Below are 23489 nucleotides of genomic sequence, written 5' to 3'. Positions count from 1 at the left end.
TTCATCCAGCGCGGTCTCACCAGACGAAGTAGGCGCCGCCTTTTTCGCGGGCACGTTGCCAAGCGGGGCGGGCGTGGATGGCCTCGACGAAGCGGGCGAGCTTGGGCGCCTTTTCGCCATAGCCCTGCATCACGGCGATCTCGGCGGGGAAGCTCATCATGACATCTGCCGCGCTCCAGTCGGAGCCGACGAAGTGGAGGTCGTCCGAAATGTTCTCTTCGGCAAAGGCGATGTGCGCCGAGAGCTGTTCGTCGACGCGCGGCATGAGCGGGGCAGCGGCATCGCCGAGGCGACCGGCGTAGATCTTGAGCATGACAGGCACGAAGAAAGAGCTTTCGCCGAACTGCATCCATTCGAGATAGTCGATCCAGGCATCGCTCTTGCGGTCGGGCAGCCAGCTTTCGCCGCCGTGGCGTTCGCAAAGATATTCAATGATCGCGCCGCTTTCGCTGATGAGGCGGCCATCGTCCTCGATCACGGGCGACTTGCCCAGCGGGTGGGCGTTCTTGAGTTCGGGCGGCGCGAGGTTGGTCTCGGCATCGCGCAGGTAGGAGACGATCTCGTAATCCGCGCCCAGTTCCTCGAGCAGCCACAGGATGCGCTGCGAACGGCTGTTGTTGAGGTGGTGGACGGTGATGGTCATGAACGCTCTCCTGAGTTGCCGCCCCTGCCTAGGCAGGCCGACAAGGGAGCGCCACCCCCAATCGTCGCAGCCCGAACGGGACGACACCCAGACACGCGAAAAGCCGGTGCGGCGGCAATAGGAGAGGGCGCGCGCACCGGCTTTCCGTGTTTCCGGGAGAGCCGGGGGACAGTCCGGCCATGGCAAGGTAGCGGGGGAATAGTGCTGCCTTACGCTCCCGCTTGAAGCGATGTGATCAGTCTTCCGCGTCCGGACCAGCCATCATCTCTTCGGCGACCTCGTCGGTTTTGCCGCGGATCGCAGCTTCCAACTTGGCGCACATTTCGGGGTTTTCCTTCAGGAAGGTCTTGGCGTTCTCGCGGCCCTGGCCGATGCGGACGCTGTCGTAGCTGAACCAGCTGCCCGACTTTTCGACCACGCCGGCTTTCACGCCCAGATCGAGGATCTCGCCGATCTTGGAGATCCCTTCGCCATACATGATGTCGAATTCGACCTGCTTGAACGGCGGGGCGACCTTGTTCTTGACGACCTTTACGCGGGTCGAGTTGCCGATCACCTCGTCGCGGTCCTTGATCTGGCCGGTGCGACGGATGTCGAGACGAACCGAAGCGTAGAACTTGAGCGCGTTGCCGCCGGTGGTGGTTTCGGGATTACCGTACATCACGCCGATCTTCATACGCAGCTGGTTGATGAAGATCACCATGCACTTGGAACGGTTGATCGAACCGGTAAGCTTGCGCAGCGACTGGGACATGAGGCGCGCCTGGAGGCCCACATGGCTGTCGCCCATCTCGCCTTCGATTTCGGCTCGGGGAACCAGCGCGGCGACCGAGTCGACCACTAGGATGTCGATGGCGTTCGAACGCACCAGCGTATCGGTGATCTCGAGCGCCTGTTCGCCGGTGTCGGGCTGCGAGACGATCAGTTCGTCCACATCGACGCCCAGCTTCTTGGCATAGACCGGATCGAGCGCGTGTTCCGCATCGACGAAGGCCGCCGTGCCGCCCGCTTTCTGCGCCTCGGCGATGGCGTGCAGCGCCAGCGTGGTCTTGCCCGAACTTTCCGGACCGTAGACTTCGATGACGCGGCCCTTGGGCAAGCCGCCGATGCCCAATGCGATGTCGAGGCCGAGCGAACCGGTGGAGATCGCCTCCACATTCATCGCTTCCTTTTGGCCCAGCTTCATCGCCGAGCCCTTGCCGAATGCGCGATCGATCTGCGCAAGCGCGGCGTCCAATGCCTTCTGGCGGTCTGCGTCCACTTTCTTATCCCCTACAAGCTTCAGACTGGCCGCCATGACATATTCCCCTTTCGCATTTCCAGAGCCGTTTCCAACTCATCAACTGCGAAGAGGTGTACCCAATTTGTTCTCATAGAACAAGAGTGGAACGAAATTTTTTCCAACAGGTCCGAAGAGTGCAGAACTCCGGGCCTCTTGGTATCCGTCAGGCATCCACCTTGGTGTGCGCCTGCAAAACTTCCGACACCTTCGCGTTGATCTGCTGGACGCTGAAGGGCTTGGGAATGAAGTACATGTTGTCGATATCGATGTCGTTGCGCAGCTGTTCTTCGGCATAGCCCGACATGAAGAGGATGGGCACCTTCGGTTTCACCTTGCGGATCGCGCGCGCCATCGCAGGGCCGTCCATCGCCGGCATGACGACGTCCGATACGATGAGATGGAACTCGGTCTCGCCATTCGCGATCTGGGCAAGACCCTCCTCGCCGTCGCGCGCGGTGGTGACCGCATAGCCTGCGCGGGTGAGCGCGCGTTCGGCCACGGCGCGGACCATGTCCTCGTCCTCCACCAGCAGCAGCGTGCCGCCGCCGGCCCATTCGCTGGCCTTGGTGTCTTCGCGGTCCTCGCCGCGCTGGTTCTCGGGCATTTCGCCCTTATGCACCGGCAGGTACATTGTGAAGCGCGCGCCCGCCGCCTCGCCGCTGGCGTCGGTGACGTTGTCGGCAAAGATGAAGCCGTTCGACTGCTTCACGATACCATAAACCGTGGAGAGGCCGAGGCCGGTGCCCTTCCCCTGCTCCTTGGTGGTGAAGAAGGGTTCGAAGATCTTGTTGAGGTGCTCGCCCGGTATGCCGCCGCCCGTATCCTGCACGATGAGGACGGTGTAGTCGTCGGCTGGCATGATATCGATGCCCATCTTGCGCACGTCGCGCGCCGAAACGCGGCGGGTGGCAAGCGTTAGGCGCCCCTTCCAGTCTTGCTTCCCAAGCCGCGCAGCATGGCTCTGCATCGCATCGCGCGCGTTGACGGCCAGGTTGATGATGACCTGTTCGAGCTGCTGCGGGTCGGCGCGGACTGGACCCAATTCGCGGTCATGGCGGACGGAGAACTCGATCTTGTCGCCCATCAGGCGCTTCAGGAGCTGGCTCACCTCGCTCACTACGTCGGGCATTTGCAGCACGACGGGGCGCAGCGTCTGCTGGCGCGAGAAGGCGAGCAATTGCCGGGTCAGCGAAGCGGCGCGGTTGGAGTTCGCCTTGATCTGCTGGATGTCGTCGTAATCGCTGTCGCCCGGCGTGTGGCGCAGCAGCATGAGGTCGCAATAGCCGATGATCGCGGTCAGGACATTGTTGAAGTCGTGCGCCACACCGCCGGCAAGCTGGCCGACGGCCTGCATCTTGGTGGCCTGCGCGACCTGGCGGCGCAGGCGCTTTTCCTCGGTGGAATCGCTGATCGACAGGAGCACGGCGGCATCGCCCAGCCCGCGCACACCGGCAAGGCCGATCGAGACCGGCTCTTCCTTGTCGTTCGCGAGGCGCACGGCCATGTCGCCGCTGGAGGTCGCGCCCTTGGCAAAGCGGCGCACGGTGTCGGCCATGGCCGCCTTGTCCTCGCGCACCACCAGGTCGGAGGGGAATTGCGGGAGGCCATGATCCTCGCGCTCGACCGCGCGCAGGAAGGCTTTGTTGGCAAAGAGGAAGCGCCCGTCGCGGTCGGTCAGCGCGAGCCCCAGCGGAAGCGCGGACAGCAGCGCCTCGAGCTGGGGGATCGCCGCCTTGCCGCTGCCCTGCCAGGCCCCGCCGATCCCGACCGTGCTGTCCACCAGCAGCATCAGCGAAGGCGCGGGGTCCGAGGCCTGATCGCTCCTTGCATTGGGCATGTCGAGAGGTACATGCACGAGCGTTTGCGGCGAGCCCTGCTGGCCTTCGCGCGCGAAGAAGATGCGGTCGCGATCGTCGGAGCGGAGCAGTTGGACGAATTCCTGGCCGGCGAGCGGGATGTCCTTCTCGCCCAGAGCGCGCTCGGCAAGGCCGGGCGTTGCCACCTGCACGATACCGTCGGGAGCGACCACCGCCAGTTCGATCCCGGAGCGCGACAGCACATGGCCCAGCGGCCCGCCGATCCGTTCGCCCAGCCCGTCGTAGCTGCGCTGGCGGACAAGCTCGCCGAAGCGCCAGACGAGATAGTCTTCGCCCCGCCCTACCCGTTCGATGTTCAGGCGGAAATTCTGCTCACCGTGGTCGAGCTCCAGCTCGGAACACTCGGCGCTGCCTTCGCGCCACGCGGTACGCGCGGCGTCGGCGATTTTCTGCCGCGCTTCATCCGCAAAGGGCAATTCATGTGGCGCGCGGTCGGCCCCGAACCATTTTTCGTACGTATCGTTAGCACAGGTCAGGCGGTTGGCGCGGTCGACCACCGCGACCCCGCGCCGCCGGTTCTGGATGGCGGCCGCCGTCACGCTCCAGTCGGGCTGCTGGAAATTCTCGTCCGCATCGGACTGGCGGAACCGGGGGGCCAGCAGCAAGGCCAGGATGATGGCGATCAGCGCGCCGCCATAGGCTGCCGCGGCAAGCGATGTGCCGGCGGCCAGCCAGACAAGACCGACCGAAACCGCGACCGCCAGCAGGATGCCGAGCATGAGCGGTACCGGCGGCAGCCCCTCTGCATCCGTCTCCGAACCGAAGCTCATTCGCCGGGTTTCCCCAGGCGCTCGTCGAGCCGCGCTTCCATCCTGGCAAGACGCTTACTGCGACGACGCGAGATGATGAAGCGCCAGATAAAGCTCGAGGCGACATAGCCGACCCCTGCGCTCACCACAGCGAGCACCAGGAAACCGAACGCCGTCACCCCGCCCACTTCGAGCCAGCGGGCGAGCGCGCCGCCATCCTGCGCCAGATGCCCCGCATTTGCTCCCATTGCCGCATCGATGTTGAGGACGAACCGGCCGGTCTGGTTCGCGAAATAGAGCCAGAACGGCAGGGTGAAGGGATTAGTCACAAAGGTCACCAGCGCCGACAGCGGCACATTCGCCCTCGCCGGCAGCGCAAGGAAGGCGGCGAGGAAGATCTGGCCGATAGGCACGATGAAGGCCGCGAACAGCCCCAGCGCCACGCCGCGCGGAACGCTGCGGCGGGTAAAGCGCCAGAGTTCCGGTGAAAGGAAGCGGTGGGCGATCGGCTTGAGAAACCGGTTCCGCGCCATTTCTTCGCGCGTGGGCATGTGCTTGCGGAAAAAATCCGCAAGGAAAGTCTTCGACTTGAACCCGCTCACTGCCACGCTCCTGCCATGCGCCCGGTCAGTGACGGGTGCAAGGGCGCAGAATAATATCCGGGCAACGAAACGGGCATGGCAGTGAATGTGGTTAGCACACAGGCGTTACGAAAGGGGTAGCACGCTCGGTTCAGCCTTTTTCCCGCATCAACCGGGCTTTGTCGCGCTTCCAGTCGCGATCCTTGATCGTCTGGCGCTTGTCGTGCGCTTGCTTGCCCTTGGCCAGCGCCAGCTCGACCTTGGCGCGCCCCGTCGAGTTGAAATAGATCGACAGCGGGACCAGCGTCATGCCCTTGCGCTCGACCGCGCCGAACAGCTTCTCGATCTCGCGCGAATGGAGCAGCAGCTTGCGCGGCCGGCGCGGTTCGTGGTTGAGGCGGTTGCCGTGCGAATATTCGGGAATATTAGCGTTGATCAGCCAAACCTGCCCGTCGCGCACCTCGGCGTAGCTTTCCTTGATACTCGCCTCGCCCGCGCGAAGGGCCTTCACTTCCGTGCCCTGCAGCGCGAGGCCCGCCTCGAAGGTTTCCTCGACGTGGTAATCAAACCGCACCCGCCGGTTGTCGGCGACGGTCTTCTGCTTGTCGAAAGTGGCGGGTTTGGGACGTGCCATATGGGCGGGCGTCTAGTCGCTGTTCGGGTAAAGGCCAAGCCCCTACGCCCTTCGTTCTTGCTTCGGTAAGCTGCCTTATGCAAAAGGCTGGCATCTATTTGGGGGTCGTATGAAACTTTGCCGTCTCTATCTGGCAGCACTCGCTGTCGTGTCTATGACATTTTCAGGCCAGTCGCTGGCTGCCAAGGAGCCAGTGCCGCTTTCGGCATACGGCGCCCTGCCAGATGTCGAGGACGCGGCGATTTCGCCAAGCGGCACCAATATTGCCATCCTCATGACTGTAAAGAGTTCGCGCCAACTCCTGATCATTGGACCCGACCTAAAACTCATCCGGCGAACCGGTGTCGGCGATGCAAAGGTGCGCGATTTCGACTGGATCGGTGACGATCAGCTGCTCCTTATTACAAGCCAGACGGAAGATTTACGGGGCTTCACGACCGACAAGGCAGAATTTTCCGTCGCTCACATCATACACAACCGCCTCGAGGCGAGGTCGAGACGGTTTTCGGCAACAGCCGCGATCTCGCCGATTCGGTCCGCGGCAATTACGGTGTGCGCTTCATCAATGACGAGTACATCGCTTTCTTCGGCGCTGTGGAACTTGAGGCCAGGAGCGGAAATTCGAAACTGAAGTCATACGTTTGGAAGCACGGTCGCCCTCACCTCTACCAAGTCGAGACGCGTACCAATCGTGCCCGCAAAGTTGCCACTTCGGCGCGTGAGAACGAATATCGTGACTGGGTGGTCGGGCCCGACGGCAAAGTGGCCGCAACCCTTGATGTGAGTTACACCGATGGCGATTGGGAGCTCAAATCGGGCTCGGGTGACATCATCGTGCAAGGTAGGGAGCACAATGGTCGGGTCGGTCTCGTTGGCCTCGGCTACGACGGCACGACCGTCATCTATTCGGGGCGCGACGAGGACAACATCGCGCACTGGTATGAGATCCCGCTTGCAGGGGGCAAGCCACGACTGTTTCTTGACGAGATTAATGTCGAACGCCTCTATTGGGACGAAACGACCGGTTACCTCACTGGCTACCTCGACGAAATAAAGGGCCCTGTCTTCCACAATCCCGCCTACGGCAAGACAGTCTCCAGCATTCGCGCAGCCTTTGCCGATTACGCCATGCGGATGATGGACTGGACCCCGGACTTCAGGAAAGTGCTCGTGCGAACCAGCGGCAATAAGGATAGTGGATCGTGGTTCGTGGTCGATCTCTCGACTGGCGAAGCGAAGGCTATCGCCTATGAGCGCGAGGCGCTCACCCCGGACCTGGTGGGCGAGACTTCAATTTTCGCATACACGGCTGCCGACGGCCTCGAAATGGACGGCATTCTGACTCTGCCGCCGGGCAGGGAAGGTACAGGCTTGCCGCTCATCATTTTGCCGCACGGTGGCCCGCATGCCCACGACACAGAGGGGTTCGATTGGTGGGCGCAGGCTTTCGCGGCACGCGGTTATGCTGTTTTCCAGCCAAATTTTCGTGGATCGACCAATCGCAGTCAGGCGTTCAAGCTGGCCGGCTATGGTGAATGGGGTCGCAAAATGCAGACCGACCTTTCGGACGGCATGGCTGCGCTGGCGGAACAGGGTATTATCGACCCGAGCCGTGCTTGCATCGTCGGGGCCAGCTATGGGGGCTATGCCGCGCTTGCGGGTGTGACGTTGCAGCAGGGCCTCTACAAGTGCGCAGTCGCAGTGGCTCCGGTGAGCGATATCACTGCCATGTTTAGCGAAGACTACCGCGCCTCGGGCAGGCAGCGCATCACAAAGCGCGCACTCCTCGACCAGCTCGGCCCCAGGGACGGCTGGGACGCGGTGTCCCCGCGCCGCTTCGCCGCACAGGCAGACGCGCCCGTAATGCTCATCCACGGCAAGGACGACACTGTCGTGCCCTACTCGCATAGCCACAAGATGGCCGATGCGCTGAAGGATGCGGGCAAGCCCTACGAACTGGTCACGCTCGATGGCGAGGACCACTGGCTGTCGCTGTCGAAGACCCGCTTGGAAATGCTCGAAGCTGCTGTGGGTTTTGTCGAAAAGCACAACCCGGCGAACTGACCGGATCGCGCCGGGCAGGCTCAGATCAGCCCGGCGTGCTCCAGCGCCTCGTCCACCTGCTTGCGGGAGGCCTCGCTGGCGTTGCACAGCGGCAGGCGGACGTCTTCCGAAAACCAGTCGTGCACGCGGCTGAGCGCGTATTTGACCGGCGCGGGGCTCGCGTCGGAGAACATCGCATAATGCAGCGGGAACAGGCGGTCGTTGATCTCGCGCGCCTTGATGAGGTCGGCGGCTGCAATGGCCTCGTGGAACTCGGCGCACAGCTTCGGCGCGACATTGGCCGTCACCGAGATGCAGCCCGAGCCGCCCGCTGCCGAGTGCGGCAGCCACAACTCGTCATTGCCCGATAGCTGGCAGAAATCGCGGCCGATGCCCATACGGTGGTCGGCCACGCGCGACAGGTCGCCGCTCGCATCCTTGATAGCGATAATGCGGTCGGGGTATTTGTTGACCAGTTCGCACACCGTCTCGTCCTCGATATCGGTCACCGTGCGGCTGGGCACGTTATAGAGAACGATCGGCAAATCGCTGTTCTCGGCGAGATGGCTGAAATGGGCGATCAGGCCGGTCTGGCTGGGCCGGTTGTAATATGGCGCAACGCACAGGCCCGCCGCCGCGCCCGCCTTCTTGGCGAACTGCATATGAAGCAGCGCGTTGCGCGTATCGTTGCTGCCGCAGCCGGCAATCACCGGCACCCGACCTGCGGCCTGTTCGATGCAGACCTCGATGACCCGGTGATGCTCCGCATTGGAGATAGTCGAGGCCTCGCCAGTCGTGCCGCAGGGCACAAGCCCCTTGCTACCGTTTTCGATCTGCCAGTCGACGAGTTTGCGAAAAGCGGCCTCGTCGAACGATCCATCGCGAAAAGGAGTCGCCAGAGCCGGTATCGAGCCTGAGAACATTTACGGGAGTCCTGCGTTAGAGGTATGAAAAGCGGGCGATTTAGGCACCCGCCGACACATTTCATTCACCGCCTGATAAGGAGGGGCCGGGCAGTATGTCCAGCATGGGCCGAAAAACTTATTTCTCACTCGCACTTATGGCTGGCGCTTCGCTGGCCTTCCCCCTCGCCGCGCAGACGCCGACCAGCTGGCCGGATCGGGGCAACACTATGGTAGCCCAGCTGCCGAGCCGCGCCGGCCAGGCGGTCGATCGGTGGGAGTACCTCACCAAGGCCGACAACCTGTCCTTCGCGCAATACGCAGGCTTCATCACGGATTATCCCGGCTTCCCCAAGCAGGAGCTGTTGCAGCGCCGCGCTGAGAACGCGCTCGACCGCGATGCGGTGACTCCGCAGGCGCTGGTCCAGTTCTTCGACGCGCATCCCCCGATCACCAATGCGGCCAAGGCGCGCTATGCGCTGGCGCTGGCCGCCATGAGCCGCCCCGAGGCGAACGATGTGGCGCGCGAAGCGTGGCGCGGCGGGACCATGAGCGGTCCGGCCGAAGCCTATATGGCCGGTCTGTTCGCCCAAAACCTGACCCCCGGCGATCAGGATGCGCGCATGGATGCGCTGCTGTGGCAGGGCAATCTGGAAGCCGCGACGCGCCAGATCGTGCGCGTCTCGCCCGCCTATCGCTCGATGGCGCAGGCGCGTTTGGCGCTGCTGCAGGGCAGCACGCCGAGCGAAGCGGGTCTACCCGTTCCCGATGGCGCGCTGAACGACAGCGGCTATGTCTACAATCTAGCGCGCCATTACCGCGGCAACGGCCAGCTTCCCGCCGCCATCAACTTGCTGGCGACCCGCGCCGAGTTCGCAGGGCCTGCCTTCGACGGCACCGATTTCGTGAGTGAGGCTTTGCGCGTCGCACAAGGTGCCGATGTCCGCAGCGCGGTCGCCATTGCGTCGAAGGTGGACGATCTCTTCGCGCCGGGCACCGATATCTCGGACGGCAGCTTCACTCTGCGCGACAAGTACACCGACCTCATGTGGCTTGGCGGGACCAAGGCCCTGTGGTCGCTGGGTGACGGCTCTCGCGCGGCGCCGTTGTTCTATCGCTATGGCACCGCCGCCAAGACCCCGCTGACCCGCTCCAAGGGCTTTTACTGGGCCGGACGCGCCGCCGCGCGCGGAGGCGATCGGGCGGAGGCCGAACGGTACTGGAACATGGCCGCCGCCTATCCCGACTGGTATTACGGCCAGCTCGCCTTGAGCGAACTGGGCAAGCCCGCGCCGACCTTCGCGCCCATGCTCACCGCAGGCGTCGATGCCGAAACGCGCAAAGCGTTCTCCGAAGAACCGCTGACGCTGGCGCTGCGCGACATGGCGAAGAACCGCCGCGACTGGCGCACCGAGCGCGCTTTCTTCGAAGCCATCGCCGCCGAAGCCGAAACGCCGAGCGAAATGGCATTGGTCGCCGAACTTGCCCGTGAAACCGGTCTCAACGAGATGGCCGTCGTCGCTGGCATGGTCGCTGGCGAGGAAGGCGTGGCTGGCTTCGAACGCCTCGGCTTCCCGACCGTCCGCACGCACCCGGGCGCGAACTGGACCATGGTCCACGCCATCGCCCGCCAGGAAAGCGAATTCGACCGCACCCGCGTCAGCCATGCCGGCGCGCGCGGCATGATGCAGCTGATGCCGGGGACGGCGCGCGAGGAAGCGGGCAAGATCGGCGTGCAGTATATGTCGGCCAGCCTGACCGGCGATCCGGCCTACAACATCCGCCTCGGCGATGCGCATTTCGCGCGGCTGATGGACCGCTATAACGGCGCCTATCCGCTGGCCATCGCGGCGTATAACGCCGGGCCGGGCCGGGTGAACGAGTGGCTGCGCCTCAACGGCGATCCGCGCACTGGCGCAGTCGACTGGGTGACCTGGATCGAGCAGATTCCATCGAACTTCGAGACGCGCTATTACGTCATGCGCGTGATCGGCAACGCGGTGACCTACGCCAATATGCACCCCGACAAATCGGCCGCCTACCAGCGCGATATCCGCCATTACCTTCCGCGATAGGATCGGCTAGGGCCCTCCGCACCATGGAGGGCAAGACCAATCCCATCACGCCGGCGGGCTATGCCGCCATGAAGGCGCGCTACGACCATTTGCTCGGCAAGGAACGGCCGGAAATCGTCGAGATCGTGAGCTGGGCCGCCGGAAACGGCGACCGCAGCGAGAACGGCGACTATCTCTACGGCCGCAAGCGCATGCGCGAGATCGACCGTGAACTCGGCCACCTTGCCAGGCGGATGAAGGCTGCGCGGGTCATCGTGCCCTCCGACCAGCCGGACAAGAGTCGCGCCTTCTTCGGCGCGACAGTCACGCTGGCGGACGAAGACGACAACGAGAAGACCGTTACGCTGGTTGGGGACGACGAACAGGACGCCAGCGCTGGCAGGATCGGTTGGTCGAGTCCGCTCGCCCGTGCGCTCAAGGGTGCGGGCGTGGGCGATTTGCGCACTGTGCGCCTCCCGGGCGGAGAGCGCGAGTGGGAGATCGTGAGCATCGACTATGCGTAACCTCGCCCTCCCCCTGCTCGCGCTCACGGCCCTCGCCGCCCCACTGGCCGCCAAGGACAGCCTCGGCGTCTTTTCCGCCTGGGGAGCCTTCCGCGATCCCTCGATCCCGCGCTGCTACGCCATCGCCGAAGCCGCGCCGAGCCGCCTCGAGCGCGACTTCCAGCCGTATATGACCGTCGCCTCCTGGCCGGCCCGTCGCATCCGCGGACAGGTCCACTTCCGCATGTCGCGCCAACTTCGCGAAGGCGCGCGCGTAACCTTGCGCATCGCCCGAAGGAACTACCTCATGGTGGGCGGCAAAGCCGACGCCTGGGCACGCGATCCGGCGACCGATGCCGCGATCCTTGCCGCCATCCGTTCGGCCGACAGCATGACGATTTTCGCCACCGACAACCGCGGACGGCGGTTTTCCAACACCTACGCCCTCGCCGGCGCCGCCAGCGCCATCGACGCCGCCACCCTCGCCTGCGCCCGGCGCTGATACGAAAAGGGCCGGAAGCGCCTTTACGCTCCCGGCCCGATTTTTCAGCGGCGTGTGTGCTTAGAAGCGCATGCCGAAGCCAGCCATGACCTGGTGACGGTCGAGGTCGATGTCCGGAACCGCCACGTCAGGCGCATCGCCTTCGAAGTCGAGTTCGGCATCGCTGTAGTTCGAATAGCGGTATTCGACCTTGGCGAAAGTGTTGCCGCTCAGCGCGTACTCGAGACCGCCGCCGACACGGAAACCGTCGGTATCGAGGTCGACCTCATATTCGTTCGTGCCGTCGTTGTTACGGAAGTTGTAGGTGGCGTTGGTGTAGCCGCCCTTGGCGTAGACGAGCAGGTCGTCATTGGCCTTCACACCGACACGCGCGCCGAGGTAAAGATCGCGTCCGGTTTCGACATTGCCGACACCGATGTCTTCGAAATCGCCCATGTCGTATTCGGTTTCCGCGGTCGAGCCGACATATTCGGCTTCGAGGCCGAGGACGACGCCGCCGGCATCGAAATCGTAACCCGCGCCGACGCCATAGGCGAGACCGTCGATCGACTGGTCGTCATTAGCGTTGGTGTCGTTGTCCGAGGTGCTGCCGGCCTTGCTGACGTCATAGCCAGCAAGAGCTTCGATGCGGAAGCCGTCGAAATTGTCGCTGTCCTGCGCCATGGCAGGGGCAGCAGTGGCAAGCATAGTGCCGGCGACGAGAAGGGCTGCAGTGGTTTTCATGTTCTAACTCCGTTTTTGTTGTCCGCAGTCGGCATTTGCGACCGCGTGGACTTCGAAAACGGAGCAGGACCGGAAACAGTTTCATGAACATGGCACAACAAGAAAACGTGGTTTTTGAGACACATATCCTGCGACGAGGAGCCGTTTTCGAGCGACGAATTGTGCATGTGCAAATTGAGCGATGAACGGTGGGCACTTTTCGACGAGCGTAAGGAACGCAAAAGCGCACGACGGATTGTTGCGCGCCCGCGCAGACACTTTCATTCCGCGCGCATCGCGACTATATGCGCGGCTCCCATGGCAGATACGACACTGATGAGCATTCCCGGGCAGATCGACCCGGTTCCCGTTGCGCGTGATATCACGCCGCGCGAAGATGGTCGCGTTGACCTGATAGGCCTCCCCAAGGAACGCATTCGCGAGCTGTTCGAAACGGCCGGGCTGCAACCCAAGCAGGCAAAGCTGCGCGCCAAGCAGGTGTTCCACTGGCTTTACCACCGGGGCGTGACAGATTTTGAAGCGATGACCGATATCGCCAAGACCATGCGCCCCTGGCTGGCCGAGCGTTTCGTAATCGGTCGCCCCGAAGTGGTCGAGGCGCAGCATTCGACCGACGGCACGCGCAAGTGGCTCCTGAAGACCGCCGACGGGCACGAGTTCGAGATGGTCTTCATCCCCGATGCCGACCGCGGAACTCTCTGCGTATCGAGCCAGGTCGGCTGCACGCTTAATTGCCGCTTCTGCCACACCGGCACGATGAAGCTGGTCCGCAACCTGACCCCGGGCGAGATCGTCGGGCAGGTCATGCTCGCGCGCGACGCGTTGGGTGAATGGCCCAAGGGCAACATGAATTTCGATTATGGGGCGGATCTCGACGATGCCGAAGACGAGGGCCACTACACCAGCGACGGCCGCCTCCTCACCAACATCGTGATGATGGGCATGGGCGAGCCGCTCTACAATTTCGACAATGTGAAGGGTGCGCTGAAGCTCGTCATGGACGGCGACGGCCTCGCCCTCTCCAAGCGCCGCATCACGCTCTCCACCAGCGGCGTCGTTCCGGCGATGGAACGGTGCGGCGAGGAAATCGGCGTGAACCTTGCCGTCTCGCTCCACGCGGTAACCAAGGAAATCCGCGACGAGATCGTGCCGCTCAACAAGAAATACGGCATCGAGGAACTGCTCGAAGCCTGCGCTGCCTATCCCGGTGCCAGCAACGCCCGCCGCATCACCTTCGAATATGTGATGCTCAAGGACAAGAACGACACCGACGAGCACGCGCGTGAGCTTGTCCGCCTGCTCAAGCACTACAAATTGCCCGCCAAGGTGAACCTCATCCCGTTCAACCCCTGGCCGGGCGCGGCTTACGACACCTCAACCCCCGAGCGGGTGAAGCGCTTCTCCGACATCGTCTTCGAGGGCGGCATCTCCGCGCCCGTACGCACGCCGCGCGGCCGCGACATCGATGCGGCCTGTGGCCAGCTTAAGACGGCAGCGGAGAAGAAAAGCCGCGCCCAGCGCGACCGAGAGGCGGCCGAGGCTGCCGAAGCCGCCTCCGCGTGAGCGCCGATCCGGCGACGATCGCCTACTACGAGGCGAACGCGCCGCGCTACACGCTGAGCTTCGGGCAGGCCCCGAGCCGCCATCTCGACCGTTTTCTCGACCGGTTGCAATCGGGCGCGCGGCTGCTCGAACTGGGTTGCGGCGGCGGACGCGATTCCGCACGGATTATCGAACGTGGTTTCGATCTCGACGCCACCGATGGCACGCCTGCCATGGTGCGCAAAGCCAACGAGCGTTTCGATGTCCGAGCGCGTGTCTTGCGTTTCGACGAGCTGGACGCGCAAGAGACTTACGACGGGGTCTGGGCCCACGCCTGCCTGCTCCATGTCGCGCGGGCGGATTTGCCCGGCATCCTCGCCGCCATCCTGCGCGCGCTGATACCCGGCAGCTGGCATTTCGCCAACTACAAGCTCGGCACAGGCGAGGGGCGCGATCCGCTTGGCCGGCTGACCAACCTGCCCGACGAGGATTGGCTGGAGCGCATCTATCGCGAGGCCGGCTTCCGGATCGAGGCCACCGAACGCTATCGCGGCCAAGGCGCCGATGGGGTGCAGCGCGACTGGTACGCCCTCACCCTGCAAAGGCCGGCAGGCTGAAATCGGCGCGGAGCCTTTCCTACTTATCTTTGCTGTGCTGGAAGGTATCCATGACCCTCGTTTACCCCACGAAAAGCGCCATTCTTACCGCGGCCACGTCCCCTGTGTGTTTTTGCTCCAGGACTGTGTTCCATCCGTTCCATCCTGTTGGAAAGGCGCATTGCGCATGAAGGCCACCGTCCTCGCCCTGTGCACTGGCCAGCCCGCGCGGTTGCCCGACGGCAAGATCAGCTCGATCGACAAGCAAGCGTGCGAGGGTGCTGTGAGGATCGGCACGCTCGGCCTCGAAGGCGATACGCAGGTCGATCGCAAGCACCATGGCGGCGCGCATATGGCGGTCCATCTCTACGCCGCCGAACACTACCCCTACTGGCGCGAGCAGATCCCCGAGGTAGAGCGTCTCGCCGCACCCGGAGCGTTTGGGGAGAACCTGCATGCACAGGGCCTGACCGAGAAGGAGGTCTTCATCGGCGACCGCTTCCAGCTCGGCAGCGCGCTGCTGGAACTCACCATGGGGCGGCAACCCTGCTCCACGCTGGAGCGCCACTTCCAGCGCAAGGACATGGTCAAGCGGATCATCGCCAACCACCGCTGCGGCTGGTACTTCCGCGTGATCGAGGAGGGCGAGGCGCGCGCGGGCGAAGACCTTGCGCTTGTCGAGCGCACGCAGGAGCATTGGAGCGTCGATGCAAGTTTCGCCCTGCTCTTCGATCCCGCCGTGCCCGCGAGTGAGGAAGAGATTCGCGACCTCCTTGCGATCCCCGCTCTCGGTTCGCAGTGGCGCAGCAAGCTGGAGGCGAAATTGTGGTGAGACCCGCACGGCTCGCCCGCCTTCTCGGCACAGCTCATCCCTAATTTGGAGTTAAGCGCGTTCGTTCAGCCGCGGTTGTCTTTCTGCTGCGCTAGATGGAGGCTCAGAAGTTTCTCCAGGGATCACAAGGGACGTACAATGAGAAAATTCGCTCTCGCCTTCGCCGCCTCGACCATGGCCCTTACCGGCCTCGGCACCGCCGCACCCGTCGCCGCCGATCCGCCCTCCTGGGCCCCGGCGCACGGCAAGCGCGCGAAGGATCGCGCCCATCACGCACGCAAGTACGACGATCGCGGCTATTATGTCTCCCCTCGTCGCATCACCCGCGACAGCTACATGTGGCGCGGCCGAGATGGCCGTTACTATTGCAAGCGCGACAACGGCACGACCGGCCTCGTGATCGGCGCCGGCGTCGGCGCTCTGGCAGGCCACGAGATGGCTGGCCGCGGCGACAAGGCGCTCGGCGCAATCCTCGGCGGAGCCGTCGGCGCCGTCATCGGTCGCGAGATCGACCGGGGAAGCCTCAGCTGCCGATAAGATAAGCCAAAAGAGAACATAAGGGTCGTTACTTCACGGCGTCGTCACTCCCAAGGTGGCGGCGCCGCTTTCCTATTCGCTTCCAAGGCCCTATGCCCCTGGCGATGAGCGAGACGAAACCCTCGGTTCTGGTAACGGGCGGCGCCAAGCGCCTCGGCGCAGCGATCAGCCGGGCTTTCTGCAAAGCTGGATGGCACGTCGTTATTCATTACAACTCGTCCGGCGAAGCGGCCGATGCGCTCGCGGCCGAATTGCGGAGTGCAGAGACTTGCCAGGTGGACCTGTGCGATCTCGAGGCGGTCCGCACCCTTGCGGCAAGGCTGGCGAACGATCTCGTCGACTGGCGCTGCCTCGTCAACTGCGCCTCGGTATTCCAGCCCGACGCTGTAACCGAGCTTGACCCCGAGACGAACCAGCGGGCGATGCAAGTGAACGCCCGCGCCCCTGCCCTGCTCGCTCAAGCCTATCTCGGCCACGCCACAGCCGATGGTGGTCGTCGCGTGATTCAGGTGACCGACCAGAAGCTCGCCAATCCCAACCCCGACTTCTTCAGCTACACCATGAGCAAGCACGCGCTCGACGCAACCATTACGATGCTATCGATGGGTGCCTGCCGTACCGAGGACCGGATTTACGGACTTGCGCCCGGCGCTATCCTCGCCAGCCATGACCAAAGCGAGGAAGAGGCCGAAATCTCGCACCGCATGAACCTGCTCACCCGACGAACCTCGGTGGAAGAAGTGGCCGATGCGGCGCTGTTCCTCGCCAGCGGCGTTCTCGCCAGCGGCCAGACGGTCTATGTCGACAGCGGCCAGCATTTGCTGCAGCAGGACCGCGACGTGATCTACCTCGCACGCGAGCACGCGGCATGAAACGGCACGCGCTCAGCACGAGGATCTGGCACTGGCTGAACCTCGTCTGCGTGGTGGTGCTGTTCATGTCGGGGCTGACCATCTCCAACGCGCATCGACGCCTCTACTGGGGCGACTGGGGCTTCGCGCCCGAGCAGGCCTGGCTCGCCGTGCCGCGCTTTCCTGACTGGATGACGATACCCGGCTATTACAGCCTCGCCGTCGCGCGCGACTGGCACATACTGATGGCGTGGCCCTTCGCGCTCCTGCTACTGTTCATGTGGGTAGCCATGCTGGTGAACCGCCATTTCAAGCGCGATCTGGTCACCACCCGCGCCGAATGGAAGCCGGGCGCGATCTGGCACGACGTCGTCCAGCACCTGAAGCTCAACTTCGACCACGAAGGCGGCAAGTTCAACTTCCTGCAGAAGCTCGCCTACGGCCTCGTGCTGGGCGTATTTCTGCCGATGATGATCCTCACCGGCATCGCGATCAGCCCGGGGATGGAGCCAACCTTCGGCTGGCTCGTGGACCTTCTAGGCGGGCGGCAATCGGCGCGCAGTCTGCATTTCATCTTCGCGTTCGCGCTGTTCGGCTTCTTCATCGTCCATGTGTTGCTGGTCCTGCTGGCCGGCCCCATCGGACAGATTCGCGACATGATCACCGGGGGCAGGCACAATGAAGCGTAGAGGGTTCCTCGCCGTGATCGGCGCCGGCTTCGTGGCTGGCTGCAACAAGATCGCCGAAAGCGATGCCGGATCGCACCTCCTGGGGGCGGCCGAGAAATGGCATCAAGGCGCGCATCGCTTCCTGACAGACCGCGAGGCTCTGGCGCCCGAATATCCCAAGAGTGCCATCTCGCCCTATTTCCGCGGCAACGGCTCGATCGATCCGCAAAACGGCGACTATCCCGCGCAGGCCGCCGAAGGTTTCGCCAACTGGCGGCTGGAGGTGCGGGGGCTGGTCGAAAACCCGATGAGCCTCAGCCTCGACAACATCCGCAAACTGCCCCAGCGCACGCAGGTGACGCGCCACGATTGCGTCGAGGGATGGAGCGCGATCGGCGAATGGACCGGGCCGCAGCTTTCGCTGATCCTCGATGCCGCGAAGCTCAAGCCGGAAGCCAAGTACATTGTCTTCCGCTGCGCAGACAATCTCAACGGGCAGGACTATTACGAAAGCGTCGACCTCATCGACGCCTACCACTCGCAGACCATCGTCGCGCATCGCCTCAACGGCGAGCCGCTACCGGTCAAGAACGGCGCACCGCTGCGGATGCGGATCGAGCGGCAGTTGGGTTACAAGCACGCCAAATACCTCACCGCGATCGAGGCGGTCGCCAGCCTCGACGATATTGGCGACGGCAAAGGCGGCTATTGGGAGGATCGCTCCGGCTACCAGTGGTATGCCGGTATCTGACCGCTATTCCGGATATTTGCGCGCCATCGCCGCCCAGTCGTTACGCAGCAGGTCCTCCAGCACATCCATGTCCACATCGGCGAGCTTGTTGATGTAGAGGCAGCTCTTGCCGGTCTTGTACTTCCCCAGCTTTGCCAGCAGCGCATCGCGCCGCTCGCCTGCCTCCGCATCGCAATAGCCGCCCATCAGGTAGAGCGAATGCTTGGCCTTGCGTGGGCTGAACCCGCTCCGCAGCCAGTGAACCTCGCGCCCGCTGTCGTAGGTGGTGCGATACTGACCATAGCCGATGATGCTCGGCCCCCACATCTTCGGCTCCTCGCCCGTAATCTTGCGGAACAGCTCGTCGAGCACGCCAGCTTCCTCGCGCTTCCGTTCCGGCTCGACAGCGGCGAGGAAATCGGCCGGATCGACTGCGGTGATCTGTGTCTTCGCCTCTGCCATGTGGGCAAATTTAGCACGCGATTGACAGTTTGGCATCCCGTGCCATGCTCGCCGCCATACTGTGGGGAGAGAACAAGCGTATGTGGTTGCTCGACAAGTTCCTGAAGGCCGCCATCAAACATGGCCGGATGCAGGTCACCGATTACGACGGGAAGACCTATGACTACGGCACCGGCGATGCGGGCGAGCCGCCGATCCACATCTGCCTGACGAACAAGAAGGCCGCCAACCACATCGCCCGCTATCCGCAGATGGGCGCGGGCGAGGCGTTCATGTGGGGCTGGCTCAAGGTCGAGGAACCACATGATATCCGCGACCTCATCCTTTTCGTTACCGAGCAGGCGGGCAAGCCCGGCGACAAGGCGCTGAAGTCCAAGGGCAAGCTGCGCACCGCCGCCCAGCGCCTGATCGCCAAGGCCGACAGCATCAACCTGCGCGGCAAGGCCCGCAAGAACGCCGAGCATACCTACAACCTCACCCGCGAGCTCTACGAGCGTTTCCTCGACGAGGACCGCCAGTACACCATGGCCTATTACCGCGAGGACCCGGCTACGACCTCGCTCGAAAAGGCGCAGCTCGACAAGAAGGCGCACCTTGCCGCCAAGATGTACATCCAGCCCGGCCAGCGCATCCTCGACATCGGCTGCGGCTGGGGCGGCTTCGCGCTCTACCTTGCGCGGCATTACGACGTGGAGGTCCACGGCGTCGCCCTCGCCCCCGACCAGATCGCCTTCTGCAAGGAGCGCGCGGAGGAAGCGGGCGTGGCGGACCGGGTCAAGTTCAGCCTCACCGACTACCGCGACGTAACCGGCCAGTTCGACCGCATCAGCTCGGTCGGCCTGCTCGAACACGTGGGCACGCCGCACTACCCGCAGTTCTACGAGCACACCGCCCGCCTGCTCAAACCCGACGGCGTGATGATGAGCCACTGCTGCGGGCGCGCCGGTCCTCCCGGCTTTACCGACGCCTGGACGCGCACCTACATCTTCCCCGGCGGCTACATCCCGGCGCTGTCCGAACTGGTCAGCCAGTCCGAGCAATACGGCTGGCAGGTGATGGACGTGGAGGCGATGCGCTTCCACTACAGCCACACGCTGGAGGAATGGTACAACCGCACGGTCCAGCACCGCGCCGAAATCGTCGATATGTACGACGAGACCTTCTACCGCATGTGGCTCTACTACCTCGCCGGCGCCGAACAGAGCTTCCGCCACGGCGACATGGTCAACTGGCAGCTGATCTACGTGAAGGACCGAAGCGCCATCCCCATGACCCGCGAGTGGATCATGGAAGAGAGCGCCCGCCTGCGCGCCGCCGACGCGGACAAGGTGCCCGAATGGCGTTTCGCGCAGAGGGAAGCAGCGGAGTAGCGCGCTGTAGGATGCAAGTAGAGTTTGCGCCCGCGAAGCCCGACAGGGTGGAACGGGTGGAACACGGTCCTGGGGGAAATCTGCCACATGCGTGAATGCGGGCGCAAACTGCTCAAGTTTACGACGTTCCAGCTTCTGTCTTAGAGGAGAAAATTCCAGCATCGCAGGAAAAGATTACCGCGCTGTGGACCGAGTAGGAAAGCGGGAAGCAGTTATTGCGGCCCGAGGTTGGGGTGATCACCGGCCTCCATTGCGGCAACGAAATCTACTTCTAACTCCTCCAGCATGTACCCCATCGCCGCTCGGACAGCGCAGTACAGGCTTATTGCTTCGTCCGAATCTTCTAGAGTGTGCTCGGGATGCATTAGTGGATTTCGGTGAAATTCCTTTATGTTATCAAGCGCGGTGATAATTCGTTTGTCACCCACTTCGAGCTTTTTCAAGGCACCAAGCAACGATCCCATGCTAAGGACCTTTGGCCTTTTCTCAACGCCAGCAACCTTATCAAAATATCGTCGAAGGACCGCTTCATTTGCCCTGTGAAGATGGAATCCTGCAGCTGTCGGAAGATTGAATGCCAGGCACTTCGCGGCCTGACTGAGGTCATTTTCCGTCTCTGGGGCTTTAAACCTTACGGAGTCTGGAAATAGCCGCATTCCATCTTCGATCAGAATCTCAGTATCAAACCCGCCTTTCGGTGGCACAAAAAAGATCGAAGCCGCCTGAAGTTCTGCCACCATGACGGGCTCGAACTTGTCAAACGCCTGAGACATGGGATGGAAGATGCCAAAGGGGATCGTTTTGTCGGAATTTGCGTAATCAGGCTTTCGAAGCTCTTCCAGGACTCTCTCAATTTCCATGAGTAGCAGGCGTCCGTAGTGAGGCGAAGTGCGAAGCGCCTCCCGATAAATACTCCCAGTGATAAACTGTTGGATAGCTTCATGGGCTGCCAAGAGAATAGATTGACAATGCCAGACGTCGGAGACCTTTGCGAACCCCAAGCCCCTCATCGGACGGATGATGGCTCCCAATTCATAAAGATACCCGGCATCAATCTTCTGCATGTGTGCCTTTCAGAACAAGCAAGCATCTGAAATACCGTATACTCCTCGGGATGCGCAATAAGTGGCTATTGGTTATCCCCGCACCCACCGATAGACCGGCCCGAACCCCACCAGCGCGGCTCCCACGAAGGGCAGCGCCACGACCCATAGGCGCACGCCGGTCACGCCCTCGGGGCTGGCGATGCTGATCGCGGCGGTCATGGCCAGGCCCACGCAAATCGCGATCATGCCGATCACGAGGCGAAGGTGCGGGACCGGGGTCTCGCGCTTGGCGGCTCCGCTGCCACGCTCGTAGCGGGCGAAGATGGCGATCAGTGGGAGTAGCGCGGCAATGTAGAGCGCGAACCAGACAGGGCGCGCGAGCCACCATTCGCTTGTGCCGGGCATTACGCGAAGGCCGATCCCTCCGGCGAGCCATGCGGCAACCATCACGAGCACGTAGCTCGTCAAATGCCAGAGATAGACGGTCATGATCATGCCGTTCATCAGCACCGTCGCGGTCCATAGGGTGAGATTGTCGAGCAGCTTCCTGCCCCACGGTTCTAGCGCCAGCACCAGCCCCGTCTGCGTCACGCCCAGCGCCAGCAGCGCGAGCGTCGGCGGCATGGAATTGGTGATCTCGGCCCCCGGCACGCCGATCATGGCAATGGGATAGGGGCCATAGATGGTGAGGCCCACCAGTGCGGCGAGGCCCACGAGGAACAGCGCCAGCGCCCTGCCCTGCGGCAGTCTCCCCTGCTGCCAGGCATAGCCGAGCTGGTGGATGCCCAGCCACACGAAGAGGAAATTGAGGAAATTCACATAAGGCACGCCCTGCGACAGCGTCAGCCAGTCAACGAGTACCGCGCCTGCCACCAGCAGCGCCGCGCTGCCCCAGCCGAGCTTCTCCCACAGCTTCCACGTCAACGGCGCGAGCGCGGTCACCAGCAGATAGACCGCGAGGAACCACACCGGGATCAGCGCAAGGAATACTGCCATGCGCACCGTCTCGCGCGCCATGCCCACTTGCGTGGCGACAAAGGCGAAACCCGCCCACACCAGCAGCACTGGGAAGACCGGGTTGATCAGGCGCTGGATGCGGCTGGCGAACCAGTCGGAATAATGGCCCTGCTTGGCGCGGGTCGAGGCCCAGCTCACCCCGTTCGAATAACCGCCGACGAGAAAGAAGATCGGCATGACCTGGAAGCCCCAGGTGAGCCATTGCGTCCACGGCAGGATGCCGAGCAAATGCCCGCCGAACACCTCGCCATCGCTACCGATATAAGGTGCGGCGACCAGCCAGTGGCCGACCACCACCGCGAGGATCGACAGCGCGCGCAGGAAATCGACATAGCGGTTACGCTCGGGCGGCGCCTGCTCCGCCAGCCCCTTCGCCTTGCTCCACAACCCCATAACCAGCGCCCCTCAATCCCTGTCCAGCCCTCGCCTATGCCAAATGGCGGCGCGGTCGCAAAGCGACTAGCGATTCCGGGTTAATCGGTTCTCAACATCTGGGACCTATCGCCGGATCATGGTGCGAGATTTACTCATCAACCGGCGAGTGATCCGATCGACGGCGATTATCGCAGGCATTCTCACGGCTGGCTCGCTGTTTTGCACGCTCATCGTGATGGCGTTCAGGCCCAGCGACGGGGAGCATGTCGTGCTGGCGCTTTCGCTGGCCGTAGCCATTCCGCTGGTCTGCGCCGTCCCGGTGGCGTTGGTCGTGGCCTCGCAGGCGGAAGTACTCGCTCGGCTGAACAGGCAACTGGCCTACGAAGCCTCGCACGACGCGCTCACCGACCTTCCCAATCGTCGCGAATTCTTCGACGAGATCGGGCGGCGACTGGAAAGCGGCGGCGGGGGTACCGTCCTGCTGGCGGATGTCGACCGCTTCAAGCAGGTCAACGATCACCACGGTCATCATACCGGCGACGAAGCCTTGAGGGCTTTGGCCCGATTGTTCGCGCGGGAAATCGCATCCGATGGGCTGGTGGCTCGCCTGGGCGGAGAAGAGTTCGGTGTGCTGATACCCGACACATCGCTGGCGCGCGGGCATGAGGTAGCGGAACGCTTGCGCAAAACGGTTGAGGCGCAGGATTTCCATTCGCCCGAAGGTAATCGCTTTCCGCTTACTATCAGCATCGGCATAGATTGCCTGCGTGAACGGGAAAGCGCGTACCCCTTGAGGGGGGCGGACAGCGCGCTTTACGCGGCCAAGTCGGAAGGCCGGAACCGCGTGTCGTTCTATACTCCGCCGAAGTCAGGCGAGCGCGGCGAGAAGGCTGCCTGAGGGCGCGCACAGCGCTTCTTGATTGCCAGCGCGCCTGCGCGGCTGCTAGCGGCGCGGCCACAGTCGAAAGGT

At 63.2% G+C, this 23489-nt stretch carries 24 protein-coding genes; 14 read left to right on the top strand and 10 right to left on the bottom strand.

The genetic code is table 11. The features are described 5' to 3' along the window. Positions 1-16: 16 nt before the first annotated feature. The 5 genes from ED21_RS01130 to smpB all read right to left on the bottom strand — a co-directional run bounded on the left by ED21_RS01130 (position 17) and on the right by smpB (position 5766). Positions 17-643, bottom strand: a complete 627-nt coding sequence (locus ED21_RS01130; RefSeq protein WP_006831965.1) for a glutathione S-transferase family protein — start codon at positions 641-643, stop codon at positions 17-19. Positions 644-878: 235 nt separating this feature from the next. Beyond that, positions 879-1940: a recombinase RecA gene (gene recA / locus ED21_RS01125; protein WP_034920919.1), complete on the bottom strand. Its 1062-nt coding sequence runs from the start codon at positions 1938-1940 to the stop codon at positions 879-881. Between the two features lie 148 nt (positions 1941-2088). Continuing rightward, positions 2089-4572, bottom strand: a complete 2484-nt coding sequence (locus ED21_RS01120) for a response regulator (protein WP_006831963.1) — start codon at positions 4570-4572, stop codon at positions 2089-2091. After that, the gene (locus tag ED21_RS01115) at positions 4569-5102 is read right to left on the bottom strand and encodes a DUF2062 domain-containing protein (RefSeq protein WP_034921140.1); all 534 of its coding nucleotides are present in this window, start codon (positions 5100-5102) and stop codon (positions 4569-4571) included. Before ED21_RS01115 ends, ED21_RS01120 begins: the two co-directional genes overlap by 4 nt. A gap of 181 nt (positions 5103-5283) precedes the next feature. Continuing rightward, the gene (gene smpB / locus ED21_RS01110; protein WP_006831961.1) at positions 5284-5766 is read right to left on the bottom strand and encodes an SsrA-binding protein SmpB; all 483 of its coding nucleotides are present in this window, start codon (positions 5764-5766) and stop codon (positions 5284-5286) included. A 109-nt stretch (positions 5767-5875) separates the two neighbouring features. Here smpB and ED21_RS15720 point away from each other — a divergent pair, with 109 nt between their 5' ends. After that, the gene (locus ED21_RS15720; RefSeq protein ID WP_233995685.1) at positions 5876-6397 is read left to right on the top strand and encodes a hypothetical protein; all 522 of its coding nucleotides are present in this window, start codon (positions 5876-5878) and stop codon (positions 6395-6397) included. Between the two features lie 131 nt (positions 6398-6528). Further along, complete coding sequence (locus ED21_RS01105; protein WP_233995684.1) at positions 6529-7830, top strand: S9 family peptidase; 1302 nt, start codon at positions 6529-6531, stop codon at positions 7828-7830. A gap of 20 nt (positions 7831-7850) precedes the next feature. Here the strand turns inward: ED21_RS01105 and dapA are convergent, their stop codons facing one another. Further along, positions 7851-8732 carry a 4-hydroxy-tetrahydrodipicolinate synthase gene (gene dapA / locus ED21_RS01100; RefSeq protein WP_006831959.1) on the bottom strand — a complete coding sequence of 294 codons (882 nt, stop codon included), beginning with the start codon at positions 8730-8732 and terminating at the stop codon, positions 7851-7853. Positions 8733-8836: 104 nt separating this feature from the next. On the opposite strand from dapA, the gene ED21_RS01095 reads away from it, so the two are divergent. The 3 genes from ED21_RS01095 to ED21_RS01085 are packed head-to-tail and all read left to right on the top strand — an operon-like array spanning position 8837 to position 11770. Further along, entirely contained in the window at positions 8837-10786 is a 1950-nt protein-coding gene (locus ED21_RS01095) for a lytic transglycosylase domain-containing protein (RefSeq protein WP_369765360.1), read from the top strand. Positions 10787-10809: 23 nt separating this feature from the next. Beyond that, positions 10810-11289: a transcription elongation factor GreB gene (greB, locus tag ED21_RS01090; protein ID WP_006831957.1), complete on the top strand. Its 480-nt coding sequence runs from the start codon at positions 10810-10812 to the stop codon at positions 11287-11289. Next, positions 11282-11770, top strand: a complete 489-nt coding sequence (locus ED21_RS01085; RefSeq protein ID WP_006831956.1) for a hypothetical protein — start codon at positions 11282-11284, stop codon at positions 11768-11770. Before greB ends, ED21_RS01085 begins: the two co-directional genes overlap by 8 nt. Before the next feature lie 60 nt (positions 11771-11830). On the opposite strand, the gene ED21_RS01080 is transcribed toward ED21_RS01085, so the two are convergent. After that, a complete protein-coding gene (locus ED21_RS01080; protein ID WP_034920915.1) occupies positions 11831-12493 on the bottom strand; it encodes an outer membrane protein in 663 nt (220 codons plus the stop codon). Positions 12494-12790: 297 nt separating this feature from the next. On the opposite strand from ED21_RS01080, the gene rlmN reads away from it, so the two are divergent. From rlmN to ED21_RS01045, 7 genes are all read left to right on the top strand, one after another. Continuing rightward, positions 12791-14056: a 23S rRNA (adenine(2503)-C(2))-methyltransferase RlmN gene (gene rlmN / locus ED21_RS01075; RefSeq protein ID WP_006831954.1), complete on the top strand. Its 1266-nt coding sequence runs from the start codon at positions 12791-12793 to the stop codon at positions 14054-14056. Continuing rightward, a complete protein-coding gene (locus tag ED21_RS01070; RefSeq protein WP_006831953.1) occupies positions 14053-14652 on the top strand; it encodes a bifunctional 2-polyprenyl-6-hydroxyphenol methylase/3-demethylubiquinol 3-O-methyltransferase UbiG in 600 nt (199 codons plus the stop codon). Before rlmN ends, ED21_RS01070 begins: the two co-directional genes overlap by 4 nt. 166 nt (positions 14653-14818) lie before the next feature. Continuing rightward, positions 14819-15463 (top strand): MOSC domain-containing protein, encoded by a 645-nt coding sequence (locus ED21_RS01065; RefSeq protein WP_034920913.1) that lies wholly within the window; start codon positions 14819-14821, stop codon positions 15461-15463. Positions 15464-15601: 138 nt separating this feature from the next. Then, positions 15602-16000 (top strand): glycine zipper 2TM domain-containing protein, encoded by a 399-nt coding sequence (locus tag ED21_RS01060; RefSeq protein WP_006831951.1) that lies wholly within the window; start codon positions 15602-15604, stop codon positions 15998-16000. A gap of 104 nt (positions 16001-16104) precedes the next feature. Continuing rightward, positions 16105-16872: an SDR family oxidoreductase gene (locus ED21_RS01055; RefSeq protein ID WP_034921138.1), complete on the top strand. Its 768-nt coding sequence runs from the start codon at positions 16105-16107 to the stop codon at positions 16870-16872. After that, positions 16869-17540 (top strand): cytochrome b/b6 domain-containing protein, encoded by a 672-nt coding sequence (locus ED21_RS01050; protein WP_006831949.1) that lies wholly within the window; start codon positions 16869-16871, stop codon positions 17538-17540. Before ED21_RS01055 ends, ED21_RS01050 begins: the two co-directional genes overlap by 4 nt. Further along, a complete protein-coding gene (locus ED21_RS01045) occupies positions 17530-18270 on the top strand; it encodes a molybdopterin-binding protein (protein WP_006831948.1) in 741 nt (246 codons plus the stop codon). The genes ED21_RS01050 and ED21_RS01045 overlap by 11 nt, the downstream gene beginning before the upstream one ends. A 3-nt stretch (positions 18271-18273) precedes the next feature. On the opposite strand, the gene ED21_RS01040 is transcribed toward ED21_RS01045, so the two are convergent. After that, positions 18274-18711: a DUF1801 domain-containing protein gene (locus ED21_RS01040; RefSeq protein WP_006831947.1), complete on the bottom strand. Its 438-nt coding sequence runs from the start codon at positions 18709-18711 to the stop codon at positions 18274-18276. A 29-nt stretch (positions 18712-18740) separates the two neighbouring features. Here ED21_RS01040 and ED21_RS01035 point away from each other — a divergent pair, with 29 nt between their 5' ends. Then, positions 18741-20081 carry a cyclopropane-fatty-acyl-phospholipid synthase family protein gene (locus tag ED21_RS01035; protein WP_233995683.1) on the top strand — a complete coding sequence of 447 codons (1341 nt, stop codon included), beginning with the start codon at positions 18741-18743 and terminating at the stop codon, positions 20079-20081. Positions 20082-20293: 212 nt separating this feature from the next. Here the strand turns inward: ED21_RS01035 and ED21_RS01030 are convergent, their stop codons facing one another. After that, a complete protein-coding gene (locus ED21_RS01030) occupies positions 20294-21145 on the bottom strand; it encodes a hypothetical protein (protein ID WP_006831945.1) in 852 nt (283 codons plus the stop codon). Positions 21146-21217: 72 nt separating this feature from the next. Continuing rightward, positions 21218-22537 carry an acyltransferase gene (locus ED21_RS01025; protein WP_006831944.1) on the bottom strand — a complete coding sequence of 440 codons (1320 nt, stop codon included), beginning with the start codon at positions 22535-22537 and terminating at the stop codon, positions 21218-21220. A 118-nt stretch (positions 22538-22655) separates the two neighbouring features. Between ED21_RS01025 and ED21_RS01020 the strand changes: the two genes are divergently transcribed. After that, positions 22656-23417 carry a GGDEF domain-containing protein gene (locus ED21_RS01020; protein WP_083800349.1) on the top strand — a complete coding sequence of 254 codons (762 nt, stop codon included), beginning with the start codon at positions 22656-22658 and terminating at the stop codon, positions 23415-23417. Positions 23418-23489 lie beyond the last annotated feature (72 nt).

Origin of the sequence: Erythrobacter sp. SD-21, assembly GCF_000181515.1 — a bacterium.
GTDB lineage: Bacteria > Pseudomonadota > Alphaproteobacteria > Sphingomonadales > Sphingomonadaceae > Qipengyuania.
This window is presented reverse-complemented; position numbering and strand designations above follow the sequence as displayed.